Source organism: Streptomyces sp. P9-A4 (assembly GCF_036634195.1).
Lineage (GTDB): Bacteria > Actinomycetota > Actinomycetes > Streptomycetales > Streptomycetaceae > Streptomyces.
Genome location: NZ_JAZIFY010000001.1, coordinates 3463148 through 3488855, shown reverse-complemented (window position 1 = coordinate 3488855; position 25708 = coordinate 3463148). Strand labels below are relative to the sequence as shown.

Annotated in this window: 22 protein-coding genes; 19 read left to right on the top strand and 3 right to left on the bottom strand. The window is 72.8% G+C overall.

The window, feature by feature from the left end; genetic code table 11:
* Window positions 1-453: a hypothetical protein gene (locus V4Y03_RS15625; RefSeq protein ID WP_317873096.1), complete on the bottom strand. Its 453-nt coding sequence runs from the start codon at window positions 451-453 to the stop codon at window positions 1-3.
* A gap of 107 nt (window positions 454-560) precedes the next feature.
* On the opposite strand from V4Y03_RS15625, the gene V4Y03_RS15620 reads away from it, so the two are divergent.
* Window positions 561-1100 (top strand): YbjN domain-containing protein, encoded by a 540-nt coding sequence (locus V4Y03_RS15620; RefSeq protein WP_317873097.1) that lies wholly within the window; start codon window positions 561-563, stop codon window positions 1098-1100.
* A gap of 36 nt (window positions 1101-1136) precedes the next feature.
* Here V4Y03_RS15620 and V4Y03_RS15615 read toward each other — a convergent pair whose 3' ends face one another.
* A complete protein-coding gene (locus V4Y03_RS15615; RefSeq protein WP_443079790.1) occupies window positions 1137-2372 on the bottom strand; it encodes a hypothetical protein in 1236 nt (411 codons plus the stop codon).
* A gap of 116 nt (window positions 2373-2488) precedes the next feature.
* Complete coding sequence (locus V4Y03_RS15610) at window positions 2489-3676, bottom strand: pyridoxal phosphate-dependent aminotransferase (RefSeq protein WP_442809853.1); 1188 nt, start codon at window positions 3674-3676, stop codon at window positions 2489-2491.
* Between the two features lie 651 nt (window positions 3677-4327).
* Between V4Y03_RS15610 and V4Y03_RS15605 the strand changes: the two genes are divergently transcribed.
* The 18 genes from V4Y03_RS15605 to V4Y03_RS15520 all read left to right on the top strand — a co-directional run bounded on the left by V4Y03_RS15605 (window position 4328) and on the right by V4Y03_RS15520 (window position 25633).
* Window positions 4328-4846 carry a DUF2617 family protein gene (locus V4Y03_RS15605; RefSeq protein ID WP_332435311.1) on the top strand — a complete coding sequence of 173 codons (519 nt, stop codon included), beginning with the start codon at window positions 4328-4330 and terminating at the stop codon, window positions 4844-4846.
* A gap of 75 nt (window positions 4847-4921) precedes the next feature.
* Window positions 4922-6628 (top strand): polyamine aminopropyltransferase, encoded by a 1707-nt coding sequence (locus tag V4Y03_RS15600; RefSeq protein WP_443079789.1) that lies wholly within the window; start codon window positions 4922-4924, stop codon window positions 6626-6628.
* 64 nt (window positions 6629-6692) lie between these two features.
* Window positions 6693-7562 (top strand): SRPBCC family protein, encoded by an 870-nt coding sequence (locus V4Y03_RS15595; RefSeq protein ID WP_332435310.1) that lies wholly within the window; start codon window positions 6693-6695, stop codon window positions 7560-7562.
* A 107-nt stretch (window positions 7563-7669) separates the two neighbouring features.
* Window positions 7670-8455, top strand: a complete 786-nt coding sequence (locus V4Y03_RS15590) for an aldose epimerase family protein (protein ID WP_332437190.1) — start codon at window positions 7670-7672, stop codon at window positions 8453-8455.
* Between the two features lie 27 nt (window positions 8456-8482).
* Window positions 8483-9022, top strand: a complete 540-nt coding sequence (gene pyrE, locus V4Y03_RS15585; protein ID WP_317876491.1) for an orotate phosphoribosyltransferase — start codon at window positions 8483-8485, stop codon at window positions 9020-9022.
* A 222-nt stretch (window positions 9023-9244) separates the two neighbouring features.
* Window positions 9245-10267 carry a class II fructose-bisphosphate aldolase gene (gene fbaA, locus V4Y03_RS15580; protein WP_317876490.1) on the top strand — a complete coding sequence of 341 codons (1023 nt, stop codon included), beginning with the start codon at window positions 9245-9247 and terminating at the stop codon, window positions 10265-10267.
* Between the two features lie 96 nt (window positions 10268-10363).
* The gene (locus V4Y03_RS15575; RefSeq protein ID WP_332435309.1) at window positions 10364-11524 is read left to right on the top strand and encodes a MalY/PatB family protein; all 1161 of its coding nucleotides are present in this window, start codon (window positions 10364-10366) and stop codon (window positions 11522-11524) included.
* Between the two features lie 129 nt (window positions 11525-11653).
* The gene (locus V4Y03_RS15570) at window positions 11654-13648 is read left to right on the top strand and encodes a YncE family protein (protein WP_332435308.1); all 1995 of its coding nucleotides are present in this window, start codon (window positions 11654-11656) and stop codon (window positions 13646-13648) included.
* A gap of 81 nt (window positions 13649-13729) precedes the next feature.
* Complete coding sequence (locus V4Y03_RS15565; RefSeq protein WP_317876487.1) at window positions 13730-15175, top strand: MFS transporter; 1446 nt, start codon at window positions 13730-13732, stop codon at window positions 15173-15175.
* 112 nt (window positions 15176-15287) lie between these two features.
* Complete coding sequence (locus V4Y03_RS15560) at window positions 15288-15701, top strand: DUF3151 domain-containing protein (protein ID WP_317876486.1); 414 nt, start codon at window positions 15288-15290, stop codon at window positions 15699-15701.
* A 232-nt stretch (window positions 15702-15933) separates the two neighbouring features.
* On the top strand, window positions 15934-16812 hold the full coding sequence (locus V4Y03_RS15555) for a DUF3152 domain-containing protein (protein ID WP_443079788.1): 879 nt from the start codon (window positions 15934-15936) through the stop codon (window positions 16810-16812).
* Between the two features lie 124 nt (window positions 16813-16936).
* The gene (locus tag V4Y03_RS15550) at window positions 16937-17797 is read left to right on the top strand and encodes a tryptophan 2,3-dioxygenase family protein (RefSeq protein WP_317876484.1); all 861 of its coding nucleotides are present in this window, start codon (window positions 16937-16939) and stop codon (window positions 17795-17797) included.
* Window positions 17790-18992 carry a kynureninase gene (kynU, locus tag V4Y03_RS15545; protein WP_332435306.1) on the top strand — a complete coding sequence of 401 codons (1203 nt, stop codon included), beginning with the start codon at window positions 17790-17792 and terminating at the stop codon, window positions 18990-18992. The genes V4Y03_RS15550 and kynU overlap by 8 nt, the downstream gene beginning before the upstream one ends.
* A gap of 103 nt (window positions 18993-19095) precedes the next feature.
* Window positions 19096-19965: an alpha/beta hydrolase gene (locus V4Y03_RS15540; protein WP_332435305.1), complete on the top strand. Its 870-nt coding sequence runs from the start codon at window positions 19096-19098 to the stop codon at window positions 19963-19965.
* Between the two features lie 69 nt (window positions 19966-20034).
* The gene (locus V4Y03_RS15535; RefSeq protein ID WP_332435304.1) at window positions 20035-22314 is read left to right on the top strand and encodes an FG-GAP repeat domain-containing protein; all 2280 of its coding nucleotides are present in this window, start codon (window positions 20035-20037) and stop codon (window positions 22312-22314) included.
* A gap of 100 nt (window positions 22315-22414) precedes the next feature.
* Window positions 22415-23728: a sensor histidine kinase gene (locus tag V4Y03_RS15530; RefSeq protein ID WP_332435303.1), complete on the top strand. Its 1314-nt coding sequence runs from the start codon at window positions 22415-22417 to the stop codon at window positions 23726-23728.
* The gene (locus V4Y03_RS15525) at window positions 23725-24387 is read left to right on the top strand and encodes a response regulator transcription factor (RefSeq protein WP_317876903.1); all 663 of its coding nucleotides are present in this window, start codon (window positions 23725-23727) and stop codon (window positions 24385-24387) included. The genes V4Y03_RS15530 and V4Y03_RS15525 overlap by 4 nt, the downstream gene beginning before the upstream one ends.
* A 49-nt stretch (window positions 24388-24436) precedes the next feature.
* Complete coding sequence (locus V4Y03_RS15520; RefSeq protein ID WP_332435302.1) at window positions 24437-25633, top strand: cytochrome P450; 1197 nt, start codon at window positions 24437-24439, stop codon at window positions 25631-25633.
* The last annotated feature ends 75 nt before the right edge of the window (window positions 25634-25708 follow it).

The following is a 25708-nucleotide window of genomic DNA, read 5'->3' as shown; positions in this document are numbered from 1 at the left end:
TCAGGTGTCGAAGGCCTCCACACGTACGAGGGCGGTGCCGCCGTCCTCGTACGTGACCCGGAGGTGCACGTAGAGCGTCTCGTCGAACGACACGTCCACGCAGCGGTCCGCCTCGCAGGAGTACGGCGGCTCACCCGTCGGGTAGGTCGCGTCCAGCCACCCCCCGAGCTCGGAGCGCGGCATCCGGAACTCGGCCTCGGCCCGGGTGTCCTGCCAGTGGGCCGCCGTGCAGCGGGCGTCCTCGGCGCTCATCGGCAGGCTTCCCCGGGCGAAGGCCATCAGCTGGGCGCAGTCGACCGGCTTCGACTCGCCGATCTCGTCCCAGGCCATCGCACCCCAGACCAGCAGGGCCAGCGGCGCGCCGCAGACGAGCGCCACCGACGCCGACACCCAGACCCAGGTCCGCAGCCGCGGGCGCACCGGTTTCGTCTTCTTCCCCGATTTCTCCCCCATGGGCACCAGATCTTGTCAGCCCGCAGCGGATCGCGGGAGGTGGGACTTGCCACGTACCGCCCGGGATGGGGGAGGATGGCGAGCATCCGTACGAAGGGAAATTCACGGTGAGCATCGACCCGTCCTCGATTCCGAATTTCGGGGGCCAGCCCCAGCCTCAGGCCGCAGGACCGGCGGGCCCCGTCGTCCCCGACCAGGACCTCGTCAAGCAGCTCCTCGAGCAGATGGAGCTGAAGTACGTCGTCGACGACGAGGGTGACCTCGCGGCGCCGTGGGAGGAGTTCCGCACGTACTTCATGTTCCGCGGGGAGGACGAGCAGCAGGTCTTCTCGGTGCGGACGTTCTACGACCGCCCGCACGACGCCGACGACCGCGCCAGGGTCCTCGACGCGATCGACGACTGGAACCGCCGCACCCTGTGGCCGAAGGTCTACACGCACCTGCACGAGGAGGAGGACGGCTCCGCCACCCTCCGCCTCATCGGTGAGGCGCAGATGCTGATCGGCACCGGCGTCGCCCTGGAGCACTTCGTGTCCTCCACGGTCAGCTGGGTCCGCGCCTCCATCGAGTTCGACAAGTGGATCGTCGAGCAGTTCGGCCTGGAGTCCCCCGAGGACAAGGGTGAGGGTGATGGCGAGGAGGCCTGAGCCTCCCCGTCCGGTCCCGCACCGGCCCCCGGGGCCTCAGATAGCCATGCGCGCGAGCGTCAGGGCGTAGGCCCCGTAGCAGAACGACAGCCCGGCCAGGGCCGCGATCACCAGGATCGCGGCCCTCGGCCGGGCTTTCGTCAGCGCCCCGGCGAGCGGCAGGAGCAGCGGGAAGGCCGGGAGCAGGAACCGCGGCTTGGACTCGAAGAAGCCGGAGCCGCCGACGGCGATGAGCACGAGGACCGCGGTGTACGCGAGGACGGGCAGCGGCAGCCGCTCCCCGCAGACGACGAGCGCGAAGAGCAGCACCCCCGCGCCGGTGATGAGCAGCGCCATCGCGAAGCCGAACTGGGTCGGACCGCCCAGCATCTCCCGTACGAACAGCAGGGCGCCCTTCCCGAGGTCGAAGCGGGAGGTCCAGCCCGACTGCACCGCGAAGTAGCCGCCGAGCAGGTCGCCGCGGCGGGCCCCCACCCAGAGCAGATACGCGAGCCAGCCGGCCGGCGCGAGGCAGGCCGCCGCCCACACCCGGGGCCCGGCCCGGCCCCGGGTCCGCCACAGCTCGCAGGCGACGGCGGTCAGGACGGCGGCGGCGACCGCGATCCCGTTGGGGCGGGTGAGCCCGGCGAGGCTCGCGAGGGAGGCCGCCCAGAGCCAGCGGCGGGTCAGCAGCGCGTACAGCGCCCAGGCGGCGAAGGCGGTCATGACCGGCTCCGTGTACGCCATGGTCAGCACGATCGAGTGCGGCAGCAGCCCCCACATCAGGACGAGCACGACGGCGGTGGCCCGCCCCCGCAGCCGCTCGCCGACCGCGTACACGCCCCAGGCGGCGGCCCCGGCGGCGAGCCAGGACAGCAGCAGCCCGGCGGTGCCCCCGGCGACCGGCAGCAGGGTGGTGACGGCCCGTACGAGCGCCGGGTAGAGCGGGAAGAAGGCCAGGTCGGAAAGGATCATGTCGTGGGCGCCGTGCAGGGTCCGCCCGTAGCCGTGGGCCGCGATCCCGGCGTACCACCCGGAGTCCCAGGAGGTCGCGAGGAGCGCCCGGGGCGAGCGGCCGGTGTGCCGGGCCCAGAGGGCGAGGACCAGCAGGCCGGTGAGCCGGGCGGCGGCGAAGAGCCCGAGGGCGGGCGCGGCCCGGCGGAGCGCGGCGTGCCACCGGGGGGCGCGGCGCCGGGCCCGTCGGTCCGGGGTGCCCCGGACCGTGGTCGTCGTCGGCCGGTCGAGGGTCTCGGCGGACAGGGTGCACCTCCGGGCGCGCGGGAAACCGGTCACTGCCGATAAATCGGTCTACCCGACCATCGGCCCGGCGCCCGGGGGGCGCGCGCGGGCACACCCCCGCCCGGGGGAACGCCCGCCGGGTCCCGTGGTCCGCGCCGGCGCGTCAGCCGTCAGCCCAGCCGCTTGAGCCGTGAGACGGCCTCCTCCAGGACCTCGGTCTTCTTGCAGAAGGCGAAGCGGACGAAGGGGGCGCCGGCCTCGCGGTGGTCGTAGAAGACGGCGTTCGGGATGGCGACGACCCCGGCGCGCTCGGGCAGCGAGCGGCAGAAGGCGAAGCCGTCCCCGTCGCCGAGCGGGCGGATGTCGGTGGTGACGAAATAGGTCCCCGCCGGCCGGTAGACCGCGAAGCCCGCCTGCGCGAGCCCGTCGGCGAGCAGGTCCCGCTTGGCGGCCAGATCGGCGCGGAAGCCGTCGAAGTACGTGTCCGGGAGGCGGAGCGCCTCGGCGATCGCGTACTGGAAGGGGCCCGAGGACACATAGGTGAGGAACTGCTTGGCCGAGCGGACGGCGGAGGTCAGCTCGGGGCTCGCGGTGATCCAGCCGACCTTCCACCCCGTGAACGAGAAGGTCTTGCCGCTCGAACCGATGGTGACGGTGCGCTCCCGCATTCCCGGCAGGCTCGCGAGGGGCAGGTGTTCGGCGCCTTCGAAGACCAGGTGCTCGTACACCTCGTCCGTGACGACGAGCAGGTCCCGCTCGATCGCCAGTTCGGCGACGGCGGTGAGTTCTGCCCGGGTGAGGACGGTGCCGGTGGGGTTGTGCGGGGTGTTGAGGAGGATCAGCCGGGTCCGGCCGGTGACGGCGGCCCGCAGTTCGTCCAGGTCGAGGACGAAGCGGCGGTCGCCGGTTCCGTCGTCCTGCTGGGGACGGAGGGTGACGGGGACCCTGGTGCCGCCGGCCATCGCGATGCAGGCGGCGTACGAGTCGTAGTACGGCTCCAGGGCGATCACCTCGTCGCCCGGCTCGACCAGGGCGAGCAGCGCGGCGGCGATGGCCTCGGTGGCGCCCGCCGTGACCAGCACCTCGGTGTCCGGGTCGTAGGAGAGGCCGTACCGCTCGCGCTGGTGGTCGGCGACGGCCGAGCGCAGTTCGGGGACGCCGGGACCGGGCGGGTACTGATTGCCGCGGCCGTCCCGCAGCGCGCGGACCGCGGCCTCCCGGATCTCCTCGGGGCCGTCGGTGTCGGGGAAACCCTGGCCGAGGTTGATCGACCCGGTCCTGGCGGCGAGCGCGGACATCTCGGCGAAGATCGTCGTCCCGAACTCGGCGAGGCGGCGGTTGAGCAGCGGTCGTGTCATGACGGCCATCCTGGGGCCGGACGCGTCCCGCGGCCAAGCTCTGGACTTGCTCAAGTCGGCTTTGGCGGGATGGCGTACCGGGCATCCCCCTCGCACAGAAGAACGGGGGAGTACCGATGGACATCTTCATCATCTTCATGGGGGGCCTGATCCTCGTCGGGCTCGCGGCCACCGTCCGGGACCGGCTCGGTTCACGGCGCCGGCGGCCGAAGCGGCGGAGCGGCCGGTCGAGCGGCGGCAGCAGCACCTGGGCCGACGGGGGCGGCGGGGGCGGCTGCGGCGGCGGCAGCAGCTCGTGCGGATCCGGAAGTTCGTGCGGTTCCGGGTGCGGCGGGGGCTGTGGAGGCGGCAGTTGAGCGTGGGGCCGGTGCGCGCGTACGAGGCGTGCGGCACGTGACGCGGGCAATCGGTGCGCACCCGCCGATCGATTCTGATTGAACAATTGAACTGTGGGGTCCCCGAAGGGGTTGGAAAACACAGCAAGTTGGGTAAAAACGCTGCGAGTCGCCCGCCGTCCGTGGTTCTCTCGCTCCTGACAGAGACAGCCCTCGGACCGTGTGTGGACCCGAGCCGGCGATTCCCCACTCCCGTTGAATCCTTCTCCGGGGCGCCCCCGGCCCACCCGTCAAACCGTGTTTGCGGAGCCGACCCATGCTCACCACTTTGAAGACCTCATACACCGACACGCGCGCGGCCGATCTGGCCTGGGCGCTCGGGCGCGAACCGCTGCCCGCGCTCGCCGTGCTCGACCTCGAACTCAGCGGCGCCAAACTCCAGTTGAGGCTGCTCGGCGCCTCGCACCAGGTCCTCCTGGAAGAGGAGGGCCGCAGCTGCTCGGAGACCGTCGCCTGCATGCCCGGGAGCAGCACCCCGCTGCCGCTCGGTGTCTCCAAGCGCGTCGGCGGCTGGGAGTACGAATTCGCCGCCCGCGTCGAGACGCTCTCGCACGGCTCCTTCGCGGGCCGCGCACAGGAGTTGCTCGCGCTGGTCGCCGACCATCCCAACGGACTCGCGGGGACCTTCCCCGGCTCGCCGCACGCCTTCACGGCGATGCTGGCGCAGCGCCATGAGGGCCAGGTGCGCTGGCGCACCTGGCACGCCTACCCGCAGGAGGGGCAGTTGGTGGTGACCAGGACCCGGATCGGCGTGCGTATGCCTGCCACGCTCTGATGTGCCCCCCAGGAGTCAAAGATGCACTCGTGTGGGTGACAAGGGGTACCTGAAACGTGACGTAGCGTTACGGTCATGATCGAGCCGACCGTGACCATGCCACCCAAGAGGGTGCGGCGGGCGCCCGTGCGGCGGCCCGAGCCGCCGCGCGGGACGGTGCGGTTCCCGGTGCTCGCGGTGGTCTTCGTCTGCGCCGCCTGCGGGCTGGTCTACGAACTCGAACTGGTGGCGCTCGCCTCCTACTTGATCGGCGACTCGGTCACCCAGGCCTCCGTCGTGCTCTCCGTGATGGTCTTCGCCATGGGGGTGGGCTCGCTCCTCGCCAAGCGGTTGCGCTGCCGTGCCGCCGTCGGCTTCGGCCTGGTCGAGGCGGGGCTCGCGCTGGTCGGCGGCTGCTCGGCGATGGTGCTGTACGCGGCCTTCGCCTGGCTCGGCGAATCGCGGTACGTGCTCGTGGCGTTCTCACTGGCCATCGGGGTGCTCATCGGCGCCGAGATCCCGCTGCTGATGTCGCTGATACAGCGCCCCGGGCGGCCGGCGGAGGGCACGGACCGGGCCGGGCGGGCCGGGCGGAAGGCCTCGGTCGGGGAGCAGGACGACGCCGCGGGGACGGTCGCCGACCTCTTCGCCGCCGACTACGTCGGCGCGCTGGTCGGCGGCCTCGCCTTCCCCTTCCTGCTGCTGCCCTGGCTCGGTCAGTTGACCGGCGCCCTGGTCACCGGCGCGGTCAACGTGGTGGCGGGCGGCGGCCTCGTCCTCTGGGTGTTCCGCCACGACCTGACCACCCGGTCCCGCGCCCTCCTCGTCGCCGTGAACGTGTCGGTGCTCGCCGTCCTCGCCACCGCGACCGTGCTCGTCGACGACTTCGAGCAGGCGGCCCGCCGCGCCGTGTACGGGGAGTCGGTGCGGGTCGCCGTCCACACCGAGCTCCAGGAGGTGGTGGTGACGGGCGGGGTCGGGAGGCCGCCCGACCTGTTCCTCGACGGCCGCCTCCGGGTCGCCGGGCAGGACGAGTACCGCTACCACGAGGCACTCGTCCACCCCGCGATGAACGGCCCGCACGCGCGCGTGCTCATCGTCGGCGGCGGCGACGGCATGGCCGCACGCGAGGTGCTGCGCTACCCCGGGGCGGACTCCGTCACCGTCGTCGAACTCGACCCGGGGGTCGTCCGCCTCGCCCGTACGGACCCGGCGCTCGCCGCGCTCAACGCACAGGCCTTCCGCGACCCCCGCGTCCACGTGGTCTACGCGGACGCCTTCCGCTGGCTCCGGGGCGCCGCCGCGCGTGTGCAGGAACGGTACGACGTGGTGATCTCCGATCTGCCCGACCCCGGCATCACCCCCAGCACCAAGCTGTACTCGGAGGAGTTCTACGGCCTGGTGGCCCAGATGCTCAGCCCGTCAGGGCGCTTCGCCGTGCACGCCGGGTCCGTCACCGACCGGCCCCGCACCTACTGGACCGTGGACGCCACCCTCCGCGCGGCCGGCTTCGCGACCCGGCCGTACAGCGCGGGTGGCCGGACCCCCGGCTTCGCCGCCGGACCCGACCGCGCCGACCGCGCCGGCGGTACGGGCGAGGGGCCCGGCGACTGGGGCTTCCTCCTGGCCGTACGGGCGGCGGGGCCCGGCGCGCCACCACCCCGGCTCGCGCTCGCCGCCGACGCGCCCCCGCTGCGCTCGCTCGGCGCGGGCTCCCTGGCGGCGGCGGCGCGCCGCGCCGAACGCGTCCGGGGCGCCGAACTGCCGCCCTCGACGCTGGTGCACCCCCGGTACGGAGGGTGAGGGCGATGGCGGCAGCGGGGCAAACAGGCGACGGCGCGCCCCGGCCTGAGTAGGCTCGGCTTCCATGGAGCATGAGGTGTTCGTTCCGGTCCCGGCCGAGGTCCTGCGCGCGACGCTCACGGACCCGGGCCGGGTGGTGCGCTGCGTACCCGGCCTCCAGCGGGACGCCGACGCGGAGGCGGGCCCCCTCACGGGCCGGCTCAAGGTGCGGGTCGGCGGCAACACGATCACCTACCGGGGCGCCCTGAAGGTCGTCGAGCGCGACGGCGCCATCACCTACGAGGGCCACGGCACCGAGGCCCGGGGCAAGGGCTCGGCCGAGCTGTCGCTCACCGTCGTCCTCACTCCGGTGGCCGAGGGCACGAGCCTGAGCTTCACCGGAGCCCTCACGGCGGACGGCCGGCTCGCCGAGGCGACGGAGGAGGCGCGGTCCACGACCGGCGCCCGGCTGCTCGACAAGTTCGTGGCGGCGGTGGCCGCGCTCGCGGGAGAGCCGGCTGCGGCCGAGGCCGAGGCCGATACCGACGCAGGCGCAGGAACCGACACCGACACCGGTACTGAAAGCGCTGACGCCGACACCGACACCGATGACGACGGGGTCGACGACGGCGTCGAGGAGCCCCGCCCGGGAGTCGCCTTCGACGCGCAGGTCCCGCCGCCCTCCCTCGGTCCCCTCCCGGTCGAGGGCTTCGGCGACACCCCCATCGACTTCCCCTCCCCGCAGCCCGCCGCCGAGGCTGCCCACGCCCGCCGGACGATGATCGGGCGGAGCGCCGAGGAGGTCGACCACGCCCCGCCGCGCGGCCGGTACGCCCCCGTGCCCGCTCCCGAGGCGAGCAGCGCCGGGGCCACCCTGCGCTGGATCGCGCCGGCCGCGGCCCTCGCGATCGCCTCCGCCGTCATCGTCGGCCGGGCCCTCCGCCGCCGTCGCTGACACCCCGCCCGCGCCCTCGTCCGTGCCCCCGCCCGCGGTCGCCACGACCGGCGCCGGAAGGGTCGTCCGCGTCCGGTGCCGCGCACGATTAGGGTCGGGGGGTGAGCATGCAGACGCGACTGACGGCGGGCGACGCCGAGTTGACCATCAGCCCCGAGCGCGGCGGCCGTATCGAGAGCCTGCGCATCGGCGGCACCGAGGTGCTGCGCCAGGGCGAGCGGTTCGGAAGCTTCCCGATGGTGCCCTGGTGCGGGCGGACCGGGAACGGCCGCTTCCGCGACGGGGCGGCCACCCATCAGCTGCCGGTCAACGCGCCCCCGCACGCCATCCACGGCACCGTCCGGGACCTGGCCTGGAAGACCGCCAGGAGCTCCGAGGCCGAGGCGGTCCTCACCTGTGAGCTGGGCGACCCCTGGCCGTACAAGGGCAGGGTCACCCAGGTCTTCGAGCTGGCCGAGGACTCCCTCACCCTCCGGTTCGGGGTCGAGGCCTACGACGACTCCTTCCCGGCCCAGGCCGGCTGGCACCCCTGGTTCCTGCGGAACCTCGGCCGGGGCGGCCAGGACGTGCGGCTGGACTTCACCGCCGCCTGGCAGGAGGAGCGCGGTGAGGACCACCTCCCCACCGGGCGCCGGATCGATCCCCTGCCCGGCCCCTGGGACGACTGCTTCGGCATGCCCGACGGCGTCGACGTCACCCTCACCTGGCCGGAGGAGCTGGAGCTGAAGGTCGCGAGCCGCGCCCCCTGGGTCGTGATCTACGACGAGCCCGAGGACGCCGTCTGCGTCGAGCCGCAGTCCGGTCCCCCGAACGGCCTCAACACCCACCCGCGCCTGGTCACCCCGATCGACCCCCTGGAGGTCGAGAGCACCTGGAGCTGGCGGCGGCTGTAGAACACGCCCCGGTCTAAGCTGCTGGGCATGACTGACGTACGCGCTGAGCTGCTCCAGCAGATCAAGGACAAGGCCGTGGTGCACGGCAAGGTGACCCTCTCCTCGGGTCTGGAAGCCGATTACTACATCGACCTGCGCCGGATCACGCTGGACGGCGAGGCCGCGCCGATGGTGGGGCAGGTCATGCTCGACCTGACGGCCGACCTGGACTTCGACTGCGTCGGCGGTCTGACCCTGGGCGCCGACCCGGTCGCGACCTCGATGCTGCACGCCTCCGCCGCGCGCGGGCAGCGCCTCGACGCGTTCGTCGTCCGGAAGGCGCAGAAGGCGCACGGCATGCAGCGCCGGATCGAGGGCACGGACGTCAAGGGCCGTCGCTGCCTGGTGGTCGAGGACACCTCGACCACCGGCGGCTCGCCGCTGACCGCCGTCGAGGCCGTCCGGGAGGCCGGCGGCGAGGTCGTCGCCGTGGCCACGATCGTGGACCGGGGCGCCGCCGAGGCCATCGCCGGTGCGGGCCTGGCGTACCTCACCGGCTACCAGCTGGCCGATCTCGACCTGGCGTAACCGCCGCGAAGTCGTGACTTAGGTCCCGGACCCCCGTCAGAACGGTCCTGACCTGCTTTTTTGCCGAAGGGCGGGGTGTTTCACGTGAAACACCCCGCCCTTCGGTGTGCCGCGCCCGTGGGAGCCCGTACAAGAGTCTGGAAAGATGGTCTCGACGATGACGTCGCCCCCAGGTCAGGGACAGCACTAGCACACACCCCGCACATCACAAGGAGCGGACGAATGCCCATCGCAACCCCCGAGGTCTACAACGAGATGCTCGACCGGGCGAAGGCAGGCAAGTTCGCCTACCCGGCCATCAACGTGACCTCGTCCCAGACCCTGCACGCTGCTCTGCGCGGCTTCGCGGAGGCCGAGAGCGACGGCATCATCCAGATCTCGACCGGCGGAGCCGAGTTCCTGGGCGGCCAGTACAACAAGGACATGGTCACGGGCGCCGTTGCCCTGGCCGAATTCGCGCACATCGTCGCCGCGAAGTACGACATCACGGTCGCGCTGCACACCGACCACTGCCCGAAGGACAAGCTGGACGGCTATGTCCGCCCGCTGCTCGACGTCTCCGCCGAGCGCGTCGCACGCGGTCTGAACCCGCTGTTCCAGTCGCACATGTGGGACGGCTCCGCCGAGACCCTCGCGGACAACCTGGCCATCGGCCAGGAGCTGCTCGCGAAGGCCGCCGCCGCCAAGATCATCCTTGAGGTCGAGATCACCCCGACCGGCGGCGAGGAGGACGGCGTCAGCCACGAGATCAACGACGAGCTGTACACCACCGTCGACGACGCGCTCCGCACCGCCGAGGCCCTGGGCCTGGGCGAGAAGGGCCGCTACCTGCTCGCCGCCTCCTTCGGCAACGTGCACGGCGTCTACAAGCCGGGCAACGTCGTGCTCCGCCCCGAGCTGCTCAAGGACCTCCAGGCCGGTGTCGCCGAGAAGTACGGCAAGGCGTCCCCGTTCGACTTCGTCTTCCACGGCGGCTCGGGCTCCACGGCCGAGGAGATCGCCACCGCGCTGGAGAACGGCGTCGTGAAGATGAACCTGGACACCGACACCCAGTACGCCTTCACGCGTCCGGTGGCGAACCACATGTTCAAGAACTACGACGGCGTTCTCAAGGTCGACGGCGAGGTCGGCATCAAGTCGACCTACGACCCGCGCACCTGGGGCAAGCTGGCCGAGGCCGGCATGGCCGCCCGTGTGACCGAGGCGTGTGCCGCGCTCCGCTCCACCGGCACCAAGATGAAGTAAGTACCGCGGTCAGAGCGGTGGAAGCAGTGTTCGTGTGAGCGAAGGACCCGGCACCTCCCGAGGTGCCGGGTCCTCGTGCGTCGACGGGAGGGCCCCATGTACGACTTCGACCGGGAGATAGACCGGCACGGCACCTGGTCGGTGCAGTGGGACGGGATCGCGGACCGCTTCGGCGTGCCCGACCTGCTCCCCTTCACCATCTCCGACATGGACTTCGCCTCCCCGCCGGAGGTCCTGGCGGCCCTCCACGAGCGCGTCGGCCACGGGGTCTTCGGCTACACGGACTGGCGGCTCGGGGAGTTCCGGGAGGCGATCCGGCACTGGTACGCGAGCCGGTTCGCCACCGAGATCGACCCCGAGGCCCTGGTGTACGCGCCCTCCGTGCTCAGCCAGCTCTCCCAGCTGCTCCAGATGTGGACCGAGCCCGGTGACGGCGTCGTCGTCCACACCCCCACGTACGACGGCTTCCGCAAGGCCGTCACCGGACTCGGGCGCGAGCTGCGCGGGGTCCCGGTCGGGGACACCGAGGCCCTGGAACGCGAGCTGGCCCGGCCGGACAGCCGGATGCTGCTGCTCTGCTCCCCGCACAACCCGACCGGCCGGGTGTGGACGGAAGCGGAGCTCACTCTCTTCGCCGGGCTGGCCGAGCGCCACGGGGTGTCCGTCGTCAGCGACGAGATCCACGCGGACCTGACCGCCGAGGGCCACCGGCACGTGCCGTGGGCCCGGATCGCGGAGTCCGGCCGGGGCCGCCGCTGGGCCCTGGTCACCTCCGGCACCAAGGCCTTCAACTTCCCCGCGCTCTCCGGCTCGTACGGCATCATCGGCGACCCCGACGAGCGCACGGCCTTCGTCCGGCGGATGGAGACGGGCGAGGGCCTCGCCTCGCCCGCCGTGCTCTCGCTGACCGCCCACATCGCCGCGTACCACCACGGCGCGGCCTGGCTGGACGAGCTGCGCGCCTACGTGGCGGGCACGATGGCCATGGTCCGCGAGCGCCTCGCGGCCGGCCTTCCCGATCTCGTCTGGGCGCCTCCGCAGGCCGGCTACCTGGCCTGGATCGACCTGCGCCCGCTCGGCATCGAGGAGACCCGGCTCCAGGAGGAGCTGGTGTCGGCGGAGAAGGTCGCGATCATGCCGGGCGGGGTGTACGGCACGCCGGGCTTCGTCCGGCTGAACGTGGGCTGCCCCCGGCGGAAGGCGGAGCGGGGCGTCGAGGCGCTGGTGCGCACGGCGGCGCGGCTGCGGAAGGCCTGAGGGGGCGGCGGCCCCCGGCATGGCCGGCGGCGATACCGGGAGGCGGGGTGTCGCAGGCGTGTTCTAGTCTTCGTGCACCGTGCCCCGCTCTGAGGGCCGGAGACCATGTTTCTGGGGGGTCTCTTCATCGTGCGCAAGCGCACTCTCTCTGCCGCGACGTCGTTCGCGGTTCTTGTCAGCTCCGCGGCGCTCGTCGCGGGCACGGCGGGTCAGGCCGCCGCCGACAGCAGCAAGGCCCTTCCGCTGTCGTCCGTGGGCGACATGCTGGTGGACGGCGTCCACCGCAAGATCTTCATCAGCGACCCGTACCTCGGCAAGGTCGTCGCGACCGACTACACGGGCACGGTGCTGAGCACCGTCACCGGCCTTCCCGGGGTCACCGGGCTCGCGCTCTCCCCCGACTCGGGGAGCCTCTACGCGGCGGTCCCGGGCGCCGACGTCGTCGTCGCCCTCGACCCGCAGTCCGTGACCGAGCAGGCCCGGTACGCCACCGGCGAGGGCACCGACCCGCAGTACGTCGCCGCCGCGGGCGGCAGGATCTGGTTCGGCTACGGCAACGGCGACCACGGCGACATCGGGTCGGTCGACACCTCCGGTGCCGAACCCGTGGTGACCCTGGCCCAGGACACCGAGCTGAACTACTCGGGCGCCCCGCGGCTCGTTTCCTCGCCGACGGACCCGAACGCCTTCGCGGCGATGTCCTCGTACTACCACCGCTTCCTGCTCGGCGCGTACGACGTGTCCACGGGCACCGCGACCCGTACCGCGCGCACGTCCCCCGACGTCGGCTCGGTGGGCATGGCCAACGACCTCGCCTACACCCCGGACGGCGGCAGGATCGTCACGGCCACCGCCGGCAACCGCCACCGGGTGTGGCGGACCACCGACATGGCCGAGCTGGCGTCCTACGCCAGCGAGTACCACGGCGCCGCCGTGGCGGTCGCCGCCGACGGCACGGTGGCGGCGGGCTCCGACGCCCCGTACAACCCGGACGTGTTCGTCTACCGGCCGGGCGAGACCAAGGCCGTGCGGCAGTACGACTTCCCCAACACCGGGGTCTACAGCGGTGGCGACGGCCTGCAGAACAGCGCCCTCGCCTGGGAGCCGGGCGGCAGCCGCCTGTTCGCGGTGACCTCGGCCTCCAGCGGCGACAGCGTCCGCCTGCAGGTCCTGGACACGCCCACCAAGTCCCTGCCGACGGTCACCGTGAAGGTCCCGGCCACCGTGGTGGTCACCAAGGCGGTCACCGTCTCCGGCACGGTCGCGGCGACGCTGGGACTGCCCGCGGGGACGCCGCTCACCGTGACGCGGTACGACCCCGAGTTCCCGAAGGGCAAGGCGCTCGGGACGAGGGCGCTCGGGGCGAACGGCACGTTCTCGTTCACCGACACCCCGACCGCGGCCGGCAGCGCCACGTACAAGGTGGCGTACGCGGGCGACGCCACGCACCTGGGCGCGAGCGGCACGGCGGTCGTCAAGGTGACCCCGTTCACGACCGCGCTGACGCTCGACCAGAACCGTCGCACGGTCAACTACGGCACCAACGTGACGTACACGGCCACGCTGGGCTGGACGTACCGCAACCGCGTGGTGGAGATCTGGTCCGACCCGCTGGGTCCGGAGCCGAAGCGGCTGCTCAAGCGCGGCACGGTCAACTCGGCGGGCAAGCTGTCGGTGACGGTCAGGATGACCCGTGACAGCTGGGTGACCGCGGACTTCGCCGCCGACACCCGCTCCGCCAGGGCCCACGCCGGGTCCACCGTGTACACGCGGGCCGGTCTGACGACCGCGCTGTCCCGGCACTACAAGTGGTCGAAGATCGGCACCATCTGGTACCAGACGTACCACCAGACCTCGGACCCGCTGGTCACCGCCTGGCACAACCCGTACCCGGGCCGCAAGACCCAGTACGACCTCCAGGTCTGGTACGACGGCGCCTGGCGCTCCGGCGGCTCGGACCTGATCCCGCTGAACAGCGGCGGCATGGTGTACTTCGCGTTCGACGGGGACGGGGCGGCGGGCATCCGCGCCCGGGTCCGCACGGCGTACGTGGACGGCACCTCCGGCGACAACGTGAACACCACGGTCTACGGCGCGTGGAAGTACTTCAACTTCACCCGCTGACCCGACGGCCACCACAGCCCCGTCCGCCGTTTCCTCGGATTCCGGCGGGCGGGGCTCCGTCGTTCGCGGGACCATGCAGGCATGGACATCCGGCTGAGCTCCGGGACCGGGCGCTGGATCGTGTTCACGACCGTCCTGGGCTCCGGGATGGCTCTCCTCGATTCGACGGTCGTCAACGTCGCGCTGCCGCACATCGGGGAGGACCTGGGCGCCGACCTCGCCGTCCTCCAGTGGACGGTCAACGCCTACATGCTGACCCTGGCCGGACTGATCCTGCTCGGCGGGGCCCTCGGCGACCGCTTCGGGCGGCGCCGGGTCTTCGTGATCGGGGTGGTGTGGTTCGCGCTCGCCTCGCTGCTGTGCGGGCTCGCACCGAACGCCGGGGTGCTGATCGCCGCGCGCGCCTTCCAGGGCGTGGGCGGGGCGCTGCTCACCCCCGGTTCACTGGCGCTGATCCAGGCGAGCTTCCACGAGGACGACCGGGCCAGGGCGGTCGGCCTGTGGTCGGGCTTCGGGGGTGTGGGGGCGGCGATCGGGCCCTTCGTGGGCGGCTGGCTGGTGGACGGTCCCGGCTGGCGGTGGGTGTTCCTGCTGAACGTGCCGCTGGCCGCGCTCTGCGTCCCCGTCGCCCTGCGGCACGTGCCGGAGTCGCGGGACGAGGTCGCGCACGGCCGGTTCGACGTGCTCGGCGCGGTCCTCGGGGCGGCGGCGCTCGCGCTCGTGACGTACGCGCTGATCGGTGCGGCCTGGTGGGCGGGGGTCGCCGGGGTGGCCGTCGGGGCCGGGTTCGTCCTGGTCGAGCGGCGGCGCGGCGAGGCGGCGATGGTGCCGCCGTCGATCTTCGCGTCCCGGATGTTCACGGCGGTCAACCTGGTCACCCTCTGTGTGTACGCGGCCTTCGGCGGCTTCTTCTTCCTGGCCGCCCTCCAGCTCCAGGTGGTGGCCGGCTACTCGGCGCTCGGCGCCGGTACGGCCCTGCTGCCGACGACCGTCCTGATGCTGCTGTTCTCGGCGCGGTCCGGGCAGCTGGGGGAGCGGATCGGGCCCCGCATCCCGCTCACGGTGGGGCCGCTGCTGTGCGCGGCGGGCATGCTGCTGATGCTGCGGGTCGGAGAGAACGCCTCGTACGTACGGGACGTGCTGCCCGCCCTGCTGGTGCTCGGGCTCGGGATGACGACGCTGGTCGCGCCGCTGACCGCGACGGTGCTCGCCTCGGTGGACGTGTCCAGGGCGGGCCTGGCGAGCGGCATCAACAACGCGGCGGCGCGGGCGGCCGGGCTGCTCGCGGTGGCCGCGCTGCCGCTGCTCGCCGGGATGGGGCCGGAGGCGTACCGCTCGGCGGAGGAGTTCGGGGCGACGTTCCGGCGGGCGATGCCGATGTGCGCGGGCATCCTGGTGGTGGGCGCGGTGATCGCCTGGACGACGATGCGGGCCCCGGTGCGGGTGAACTGCCATCCGGAGTGCAAGGTGCACTGCGGGGTGTCGTCCCCGCCGCTGGACCCGGGGCAGCGGGACACGGCGGTCTGAGCGGAACACGGCGGGGCGAGCGGGACACGGCGGTCTGAGCGGGACACCGCGGTCCGAGGGCGGGCAGGGCCGTGTCGGCCTTCCGTCGCCGCGTCTGAGGCAGACTGGCCCCATGGCCATCCATGAGAACCTCCTGGGGGGACCGGCCCCCACCCACCTGCCCGACGATCCCGGTCCGCGCGAGCTGCTCGCGAACGGTACGGCTCCGGCGGACGTCGCCGCGAAGTACCCGACCTCCTCGCTCGCCTGGGCCCGGCTCGCCGACGACGCGTACGAGCGCGGTGCGGTCGTCGAGTCGTACGCGTACGCCCGTACCGGCTACCACCGCGGCCTCGACGCGCTGCGCCGCAGCGGCTGGAAGGGCCACGGCCCGGTGCCGTGGGAGCACGAGCCGAACCGCGGCTTCCTGCGCGCGCTGCACTCGCTGGCCCGCGCGGCCGGCGAGATCGGCGAGAAGGAGGAGTACGAGCGCTGCTCGACCTTCCTGCGCGACTCTTCGGAGACCGCGGCCGAGACCCTAGGCTGAGCAGGCACGAGGCGTGACGCGCGGCCGGGAGCCCTCGGCCGCGCACACGTGACATTGTCCGGTTTTCCCCCCGTCCCGACGGACAGGGGGAAATCCGGACAGACTCTCCGGGCCGTTCGAGGGTGTTCGAGACGGCCGGTACGATCCCCGGGACCGAAGCACCGAAGACGCCGGTTCCGAGGCCTTACTTCCTCTTCCCCCACCGCCGGCCGACGCAGGGGAGAAGTCTGTCGTGGGCAAGCGTGCCTCAACCGCAGGACGGCGACGAACACGGAGCCGGCGGCGGGGCGCAGGCAGACGCGGCCCCATAGCCAGGCTCGCACTCCCCGCGCTGGTCCTGATGACGGTCGCGCTCGGCGCGGGCGCCGCCCTCGCCCACTACAACGGCCGGGCCGCCGACGGGACGGCCGCCCCGGCGCCCACGACGACGGAGGCGACGACCGAGGCCCCCGCCCCGGCGCCCACGACCACCACGCCCACGCCCCGGCCCACCACGGCGAAGCCGAAACCGAAGCCGAAGCCCACCCCGAAGAAGACGACCGTGCCGCAGTCCGGCGCCGGTACCTTCACCACCGCGCAGGCCTCCGGCGAACCGGTCGGCAGAAGCGGGGTCCTGCGCCGCTACCGGGTCCAGGTCGAGGACGGCGTCGATCTGTCGGCGCGCGAGACGGCCGCCGAGATCCAGCACATCCTGTCCCATCCGCGCGGCTGGGCCGCGCACGGCCGGGGCCGCTTCCAGCTGGTCTCGCAGAACGCCGACTTCGTCATCCGCATCGCCACCCCGGACACCGCCGACTCGCTCTGCGCGCAGCAGGGCCTCAACACCCACGGCGAGCTGAACTGCGAGACCACCGACGGTGTCGTGGTGAACCTCAAGCGCTGGATGCTCGGCTCGCCCACCTTCGCGGGCGAGGCCGCCGAGTACCGGCATCTGATCATCAACCACGAGGTGGGGCACGAGATCGGCATCCGGCAGCACATGGGCTGCCCGGGTCCGGGCAAGCCGGCGCCCGCGATGATGCAGCAGATCAAGGGTCTGAACGGATGTCGCTCGAACGCGTTTCCGTACAGCGAAGACGGGAGCTACATCACCGGGCCGATCGTGTCATGATGCGCTTGGGACGGCGTGCGACGGAGCACGTCTCCCGAGGGGACCGGGGCTCCCGTGCCGCACACATCGACGCGGACACGGTGGAGCAGACCGCTACCCGGTAGTACGCATCGAGGAGACAGAGATGTCATCCCTTCCCGCCTCTCCCGACCTCGCCGGATCCGGTTCGGCCGCCGACGCCCCGAACCTCGACTTCGCGGGTACGACGCCGTACGAGGACTACGTCCAGGCGGACGTCCTGACCCACCTCCAGCACCTCCGCTCGGACGACCCGGGCGAGATGGTCTTCCTGGTCACCACCCAGGTCATGGAGCTGTGGTTCACGGTGATCGTCCACGAGTGGGAGACCGCGAGCCGCGCCCTGCGCGAGGACCGCGTCCCCGTGGCCATGGACGCGCTCAAGCGTTCGGTCCGCCAGCTGGAGGCCCTGAACCACTCCTGGCGTCCGCTGGCGCAGCTCACCCCCGCCCAGTTCAACTCCTACCGGGCCGCCCTGGGCGAGGGCTCCGGCTTCCAGTCCGCGATGTACCGCCGGATGGAGTTCCTGCTCGGCGACAAGGCCGCGTCCATGCTCGTCCCGCACCGGGGCGCGCCCCGCGTCCACGCGGAGCTGGAGAAGGCGCTGCACGAGCCGAGCCTGTACGACGAGGTCCTCGGGCTGCTGGCCCGGCGCGGCCTGCCCGTCCCGGCCGCCGTCCTCGGCCGTGACCTGGCGCAGCGGTACGAGCCCTCCACCGAGGTCGAGGCCGTCTGGGCCGGGATCTACGCGGAGGCCGACCAGAACGGCGAGCTGGTCCGGCTCGGTGAGGCCCTGAGCGATGTCGCCGAACTCGTCTGGCGATGGCGCAACGACCACCTGGTGGCGACCCGGCGCGCGATGGGCGCGAAGACCGGCACCGGCGGTTCGGCCGGCGTGGCCTGGCTGGAGAAGCGGGCCCAGAAGAACGTGTTCCCCGAGCTGTGGACGGCGCGCAGCCATGTCTGAGCCGTACGAGAAGAGGGCCGCGGGTCTCGACGCCGCCGACGCCCTGGCGGAGCACCGGAAGAAGTTCGCCCTCGACGAGGGGACCGTCTACCTCGACGGCAACTCGCTGGGCGCGCTGCCCGCGCACGTCCCCGCCCGGATGGCCGACGTCATCACCCGCGAGTGGGGCGAGCTGCGCATCCGCTCCTGGGACGAGTCGGGCTGGTGGACCGCGCCCGAGCGGATCGGCGACCGGATCGCGCCGATCGTCGGCGCCGCCGCCGGTCAGGTCGTCGTCGGCGACTCGACGAGCGTGAACGTCTTCAAGGCGGTCGTCGCGGCGGCCCGTCGAGCCGGTGCCGGCCGGGACCAGATCCTCGTCGACGCGACGACCTTTCCCACGGACGGGTACATCGCGGAGTCCGCGGCGCGGATGACGGGTCACGAGATCGTGCCCTGCGACCCGGCCGACATGGCGGACGCGGTGAGCGACCGCACGGCCGCCGCGCTCGTCAACCACGTCGACTACCGCAGCGGCCGGCTCCAGGACCTGCCCGGCATCACCGCCGCCCTCCACCGGGCGGGCGCGCTGGCCGTCTGGGACCTGTGCCACAGCGCGGGCGCGCTGCCCGTCGGGCTGGACGAGCACGGGGTCGACCTGGCCGTCGGCTGCACCTACAAGTACCTGAACGGCGGGCCCGGTTCGCCCGCCTACCTGTATGTCGCCGAGCGTCACCAGGGCGCCTTCGACTCGCCGCTGCCGGGCTGGAACTCACACGCCGATCCGTTCGCGATGACCCCCGGGTACGAGGCCGCCGCGGGCGCCGTGCGCGGCCGGGTCGGCACCCCGGACATCCTCTCCATGCTGGCGCTCGAAGCGGCGCTCGACGTGTGGGACGGGGTCGCGGTCGAGGACGTGCGGGCGAAGTCGCTGGCGCTGACGGACTTCTTCCTGGAGTGCGTCGAGGCGTACGCCCCCGGGGGCCGCGTCACCTCCGTGACGCCCGCGGCGCACGGCGAGCGCGGCAGCCAGGTCGCGCTGAGCTGCGAGAACGCTCCCGCGGTGATGGCCGAGCTGATCAGGCGCGGGGTCGTCGGCGACCTGCGCCGCCCGGACGTCCTGCGGTTCGGCTTCACCCCGCTGTACGTCGGCTTCGCGGACGCGGAGAAGGCGGCGCGGGTGCTCGGGGAGGTCCTGGCCGATCTCGCCTCCTGAGGCATGAAGGTCCGATGATCGCCTGATCTGCGGGGGCTCCGGTGCTGGTACCGTCCCCGCAGGTCAGGCCAATTCGGCCCCGTACCCGAGAGGTTGGAACAGCATGCCGGACCCCGCCGCGCGCGCCGCCGCCGAAGAGGCGTCCGCCTTCTCGCACCCGGCCGTCGCCCCGGACGCCACCGCCGCGTACGGCGACCACCCCGACCAGGTCATCGACTTCTACGCCCCGCGCGACGGCCGCACCCGGGCGCCGCTCGTCGTCGCCCTGCACGGCGGGGCGTGGCGGGCACCGTACGACCGCCTGCACCTGACCCCCTTCGTGGACTTCCTGGCCCGCCGGGGCTTCGCCGTGGCCAGCGTCGAGTACCGGCGCGGCAGCGACATCCCCCGGCAGGGTGGTGCCGCCCCCGTCGCCGGGCGCTGGCCGGAGACCTTCGACGACGTGGCCGCCGCCCTCGACGCCGTACCGGAACTGGCCACCGCGCACCTGCCGTCGGCGGACATCGGCAAGATCGTGCTCACCGGCCACTCGGCGGGCGGCACGCTCGCCCTGTGGGCCGCCGCCCGGCACGTGCTGCCCGCCGGGTCCCCGTGGCGGCTGCCCGCCGCGCCCGCGCTGCGCGGGGTCGTCGCGCTCGCCCCGATCGCCCACTTCGACCGGGCGGTCGAGCTGGGAGTGTGCGGCGGCGCGGTCACCGAACTGCTGGGCGGCCCCGCCGCGTACGGGGAGCGGGTGGCCTCCACCGACCCGTCGGCGCTGCTGCCGACGGGGATCGCGACCACGGTCGTGCAGGGCCGCGAGGACGTCGACGTGCCGTACGCGGTCGCGGAGGCGTACGCGGAGGCGGCGGCGAAGGCCGGCGAGGAGGTCGGCTTCACCCTCCTCGAAGGGGTCGGCCACTTCCCGCTGATCGACCCGGCGGCGGACGCGTGCGCGGTGGTGGCGGAGGAACTCGCGCAACTGGCCTGGTGACCGGGGACTTCCCGGAACTCCCGTACAACCATGCGAGCCGATCGCGGGTCTGATCGGGCAAGGACTTCCGTGTCCGATCTTCCTCGTGGGGGTTTCACCTTGCAGCTCCGCTCCACCGGCACCCGCCTCGCCGCCGCCGTCACGGCCGTCCTCGCCGTCACGGCCGTCGGCGCGGGCACGCTCGCCACCGCGCCGGCCGCGTTCGCGGCCACCTCGGCCGCGGCCGACCAGGCCTCGGGCCTTCCCGTCTTCCCCAAGGGCGACAACCTCGCGGGCGTGGGCACCAGCGGGTTCTTCTCGTACGACTACACCGACGGGGTCATGTCCCTGGTCTGGACGCCGTACGACGGGGGACCCTCGACCAGGCTCCACCGCCCCGAGGGCGGCGGTTTCGCCCTGGCGGGCAATGACCTGGCCGTCATCGGCGACGAGAGCTGGACCGTGCTGATGCGGTCGCTCACCCTGCGGAACATGGCCGACCCGGCCGCCCCGGGCGTGGACATCGACCTCGGCGCGCTGAACGGCAACTACGTGGCCGTGCTGAGCCCGACGAGCGTCCTGGCGCAGATCACGAAGGCGGACGGCACGGCGGAACTGCACGTCGTGACCAGGAACGGCGCCACGACGACCACGCGCAGGATCGCGGGCCTGCCCGCGGACGCCACCGAGTTCACCGGCTCGACGGCTCGTGACGGCTCCGTCCTCGTCGGGTACGCGACGGGACCCGCGGACGCGCGGACCGGCGGCCGGGCCCTGGTCGACACGGCGGCCGGGACGGTGACCGAGACCTACTCCTCCGTGGAGTCCGGGTACGACTTCACCCAGCTGATGTTCTCCGCCTCGCACGTGGCCTGGCTCGACCACTCGGACGAGGACGGGCTGTACGTCACCTCCGTGGACCGGAGGACGGGCGAGGAGAAGAAGACCGCCCTGGGCTCCCGCACCGACCCGTGGTTCTGCGAACTCGTGGGCGACCGGCTGGTGTACGGCGCCCGCTGGTCGACCGCCCGGGCCGTCTCCCTCACCAGCGGCGAGTCCCAGGACCTCGGCGTCGCCACCGCGGCCTCGGCGTCCTCCTCCGACGGCAGCGCGGTGCTGCAGGGCAGCCGGGGCGAGGAGGGCGACGGGCTCTTCCGTGTCGCGGCGGCGCAGGACGGCACCCTGGCGGTCACCAAGGTGGCGGAGACGGGCGTTCCTCCGGTGGTCCCGTTGGTGATCCAGGAGGTCCACGTCCCCGACACGGTGAACCCCGACAGGACCAGCGGCAGGGTGAACCTGGCCTGGACGCTGTCGCGTGCCGACGCCTACCTGGACGTCACGCTCACGCACATCGCCACGGGCAAGGAGTTCAAGACGCGGGTGAACGCCCCCGCGAAGGGCACCACGTTCTCCCTCGCCTGGGACGGCGTCATCGAGGAGTCGACGCCGGACGAGAGCGGGTTCGTGGACGCGCCGAACGGCAAGTACGCCGTGGAGGCCGAGGCGACGCTGCTCGACGGCAGCGGCGAGCCCGCCTACCAGGGCTGGATGATGAACCTCGCCCGGACGTACAACCCGCACGACTTCAACGACAACGGATCCACCGACGTCCTCTTCCGGGACGCCAACGGCGTGCTGTGGCGCGAGGACCTGAGGGACCGCACCCCGCTCTACGGCGAGGTCAGGACCGCCAGGACCACCCGTATCGGCTCGGGCTGGGGGATCTACAAGACGATCGAGGCCGTCGGCAACGTCGGCGGCGCCGCCACCGGCGACGTGATCGCGGTCGACGGCTCCGGCGTGCAGTGGCTCTACCTGGGCAAGGGCGACGGCACGTTCGCCCCCCGGGTGAAGGTGGGCACCGGCTGGCAGGTCTACAACAAGGTCGCCGGCGGTTCGGACCTCGACGGCGACAACCGCCCCGACGCGGTGGCCGCGGACACCTCCGGCGTCCTGTGGTTCTACAAGGGGACCGGCAACTACGCGAAGCCGTACGCGCCCCGGGTCCGGGTCGGCGGGGGCTGGCAGGCCTTCAACCAGATCACCGCCGTCGGGAACATCGCCGGCACGGCCGCCGGGGACCTGGTCGCCCGCGACACCTCCGGCGTCCTCTGGCTGTACCAGGGCAACGGCCGCGGCGGCTTCGCCCCCGGTGTGAAGGTCGGCGGCGGCTGGGGTGCCTACTCCCAGTTCGTCGGCGCCGACGACCTCGACAACGACGGCCGCCCCGACCTGATCGCCTACGGGACGAGCGGCGAGTACGGCGCGTACGTCTACCGCTCGACGGGCACCGTCACCGCCCCCTTCCGAGGCCGTCAGACGACGGACCTCTTCACGTACGACGGCCTCAGGTACAGCAACGTCTCCTGAGCCCCGCCCCCGGCCGGACCGCGCTAGTCCTCAAGGGGGACCCGGAAGGATCCGCATCCAGCGGGACGACCGGGTCCCCCACCGCCCGTACCGTTTCGGTGTGACCCAGACACAGACCTCCGAGACGAGCCGCAGCCCCGAGTTCCGCCTGGTGCAGGCGGCGCTCGGCGGGCTGCACCAGGAACTCTTCCACGACGCCTTCGCCTACCGGCCGCTGCCGCGGATGGACGTGGAGAGCAGGCCGCCCCGCTTCCTGCCGCGGCGGATACGCGTGTACGCGGGGCTGCTGCCGCACGCGGTCGTCGCCTTCATGGCGATGATCGTCTTCATCATCGGGACGCAGCGCTACAACGGCGTCGTCGGCCCGATCGGGCTCGTGGCCACCCTCGCGCCGGCCGGGGTCGTGCTGCTCACCCTGGTCCGGCCGGTCCTCGCCTTCTGGGCGTCGATCGGCACGACACCGTTCATCGGGTACATCGCCGGCTTCGGGACCGGCTGGCCCTGGGCGGCGAACTCCTTCGCCGCCCACCTGGTGGTCCTCGCCGTGGTCGCCGCCCGCTCCCGGCCCCGTACCGCCGTGTGGATGTGGCTCGGGACGGCGGGCTACGCGCTCTTCGCCGAGATGTTCCTCGGCATGGGCGGCGGCACCGACGCCGTCCCGATGCTGTTCGTCTCGGCCCTGGTCCTGCTCACCGTGACCGTCTTCCAGGTCCGCCGCCAGGCCGACCGCGAGGTCACCGCCCAGCAGACCGTCACCGCGCAGGAACGCTCCAAGCGGACCCTCCTCGAGGAGCGGACCACCATCGCCCGCGAGCTGCACGACGTCGTCGCCCACCACATGTCGGTGGTCGCGATCCAGGCGGAGGCCGCCCCGTACCGGGTCGAGAACCCGCCGCCGGAGCTGGAGCAGGCCTTCCTCACCATCCGGGAGAACGCCGTCGCCGCGCTGACCGAGCTGCGCCGCATCCTCGGAGTCGTACGCGCCGAGGACTACGAGGCCCCCGACGCCCCGCAGCCGACCCTGGCCGACCTGGACACGCTGGTCGGGAACGTCGCCGACGCCGGGCTCGTCGTCGAGAAGACGGTGACCGGCGCGGTACGGGAACTGCCGCAGGGCGTGGAGCTCTCGGCGTACCGGATCGTCCAGGAGGCCCTGTCGAACGTGCTGCGGCACGCGCCGGGCGCGGCGGCGAAGGTCGAGGTCAGCTATGTGCTCGGCGGCCTGGGACTGCGGATCGCCAACGGTCCCGCGCGCGGCCTGGTCAAGCCCTCGCCGGGCGCGGGGCACGGCATCACCGGCATGCGGGAGCGTGTGACGATGCTCGGCGGGGAGATGACGGCCGGGGCCACCGAGGACGGTGGCTACGAGGTGGCGGCCTTCGTCCCCGTGAGCCGTGAGGAGGCCGAGCTGTGATCCGCGTACTGATCGTCGACGACCAGGTGATGGTCCGGGAGGGCTTCTCGGTGCTGCTCGGCGCGATGCCGGACATCGAGGTCGTCGGGGAGGCCGTCAACGGCCGGGAGGCGATCTCCCAGGTCGCGGCCCTCCACCCGGACGTGGTCCTGATGGACATCCGGATGCCCGAGCTGAACGGCATCGACGCCACACGGGAGATCGTCGCCGCCGACGAGGACGCGAAGGTGCTCGTCCTGACCACCTTCGACCTGGACGAGTACGTGTACCAGGCGCTGCGCGCCGGGGCCTCCGGCTTCCTGCTGAAGGACGCGTCGGCGCGGCAGCTCGCGGACGGGGTGCGGGTGGTCGCGGCGGGGGAGGCGCTGCTCGCGCCGACCGTCACGAAGCGGCTGATCACCGAGTTCGCGAAGGCGCCGGAGAACTCCCCGCGCCCGCCGGCGATGGCGCGGATCGGGGAGCTCACGGAGCGGGAGACGGAGGTCCTGGTGCTCATCGCGCAGGGCCTGTCGAACGCCGAGATCGCGGACCACCTCGTCGTCGCGGAGTCGACGATCAAGACGCATGTGAGCCGCATCCTGGTGAAGCTGGGGCTGCGGGACCGGACGCAGGCGGCGGTGTTCGCGTACGAGGCGGGGCTGGTGCGCGTCGGGGGCTGAGGCGCGGCGGCCCGGGGGCCGGGGCGGTATGCGGGGGTAGCGTCCGTCCATGGACGCTGTTGACGCTGCATACGACCCCTGGTCCCCGGAGTTCGTCGCCGATCCCTACCCCGCCTACGCCGCGCTGCGGGCGGCCGGCCGCGCCCACTGGCACGGGCCCACCCGCCAGTGGCTGATCCCGCACCACGAGGACGTGTCCGCGCTGCTGAGGGACCGGCGGCTCGGGCGGACGTACACCCATCGCTTCACCCACGAGCAGTTCGGGCGGGAGGCGCCGGACGCCGCTCACGAGCCCTTCCACACGCTCAACGACCACGGGCTGCTGGATCTGGAGGGGGCCGACCACGGCCGGATCCGGCGGCTGGTGTCGAAGGCGTTCACGCCGAGGACGGTGGAGGAACTGGCGCCGACGGTACGGCGGCTGGCCGCCGATCTGGTCGGCGGTCTGGTCGCGGCGGGCGGCGGCGACCTCCAGGCGATGGTGGCGGAGCCGCTGCCGGTCGCGGTGATCGCGGAGATGCTGGGCGTGCCGGAGGACGACGAGGAGCGGGGGCGGCTGCGGCCCTGGTCGGCGGCGATCTGCGGGATGTTCGAGCTGAACCCTTCGGAGGGGACGGCCCGGCGGGCGGTCGAGGCCTCGGTCGAGTTCTCGGACTATCTGCGGGAGCTGATCGCCCGGCGGCGGCGGGAACCCGGGAGGGACCTGATCTCGTCCCTGATCGCGGTGGAGGGGCTGACCGAGCAGGAGATGATCTCCACCTGTGTCCTCCTCCTGAACGCGGGGCACGAGGCCACCGTGAACACCACGGTCAACGGCTGGTGGACGCTGCTCAGGGAGGGCGTCCGTCCGGAACCCGAAAAGTTGTCCACAGCTGTGGAAGAACTTCTGCGCTACGACACCCCGCTCCAGATGTTCGAGCGCTGGGTCCTCGACGACATCGAGATCGGCGGGGTCCGGATCCCGCGCGGCTCCGAGGTCGCCCTGCTCTTCGGCTCCGCCAACCGCGACCCGGCCCGCTTCGGCCCCACCGCCGACACGCTCGACCTCACCCGCGCGGACAACCCGCACGTCACCTTCGGCGCGGGCATCCACTACTGCCTGGGCGCCCCGCTGGCCCGCCTCGAACTGACGGCGGTCTTCGCCGAGTTGCTCCACCGGGCGCCGGACCTCCGGCTCACGGCGGAGCCGGTACGGAAGCCGGGGTACGTGATCCGGGGGTTCGAGGGGCTGTGGGTGGAGGTGTGAGCGGGCGGCCGGGCCCTGGCAGGGGCCCGGCCGCCGGGGGAGTAGGCCGGGGGAGTAGGTCGGGGGGCGTCGGTC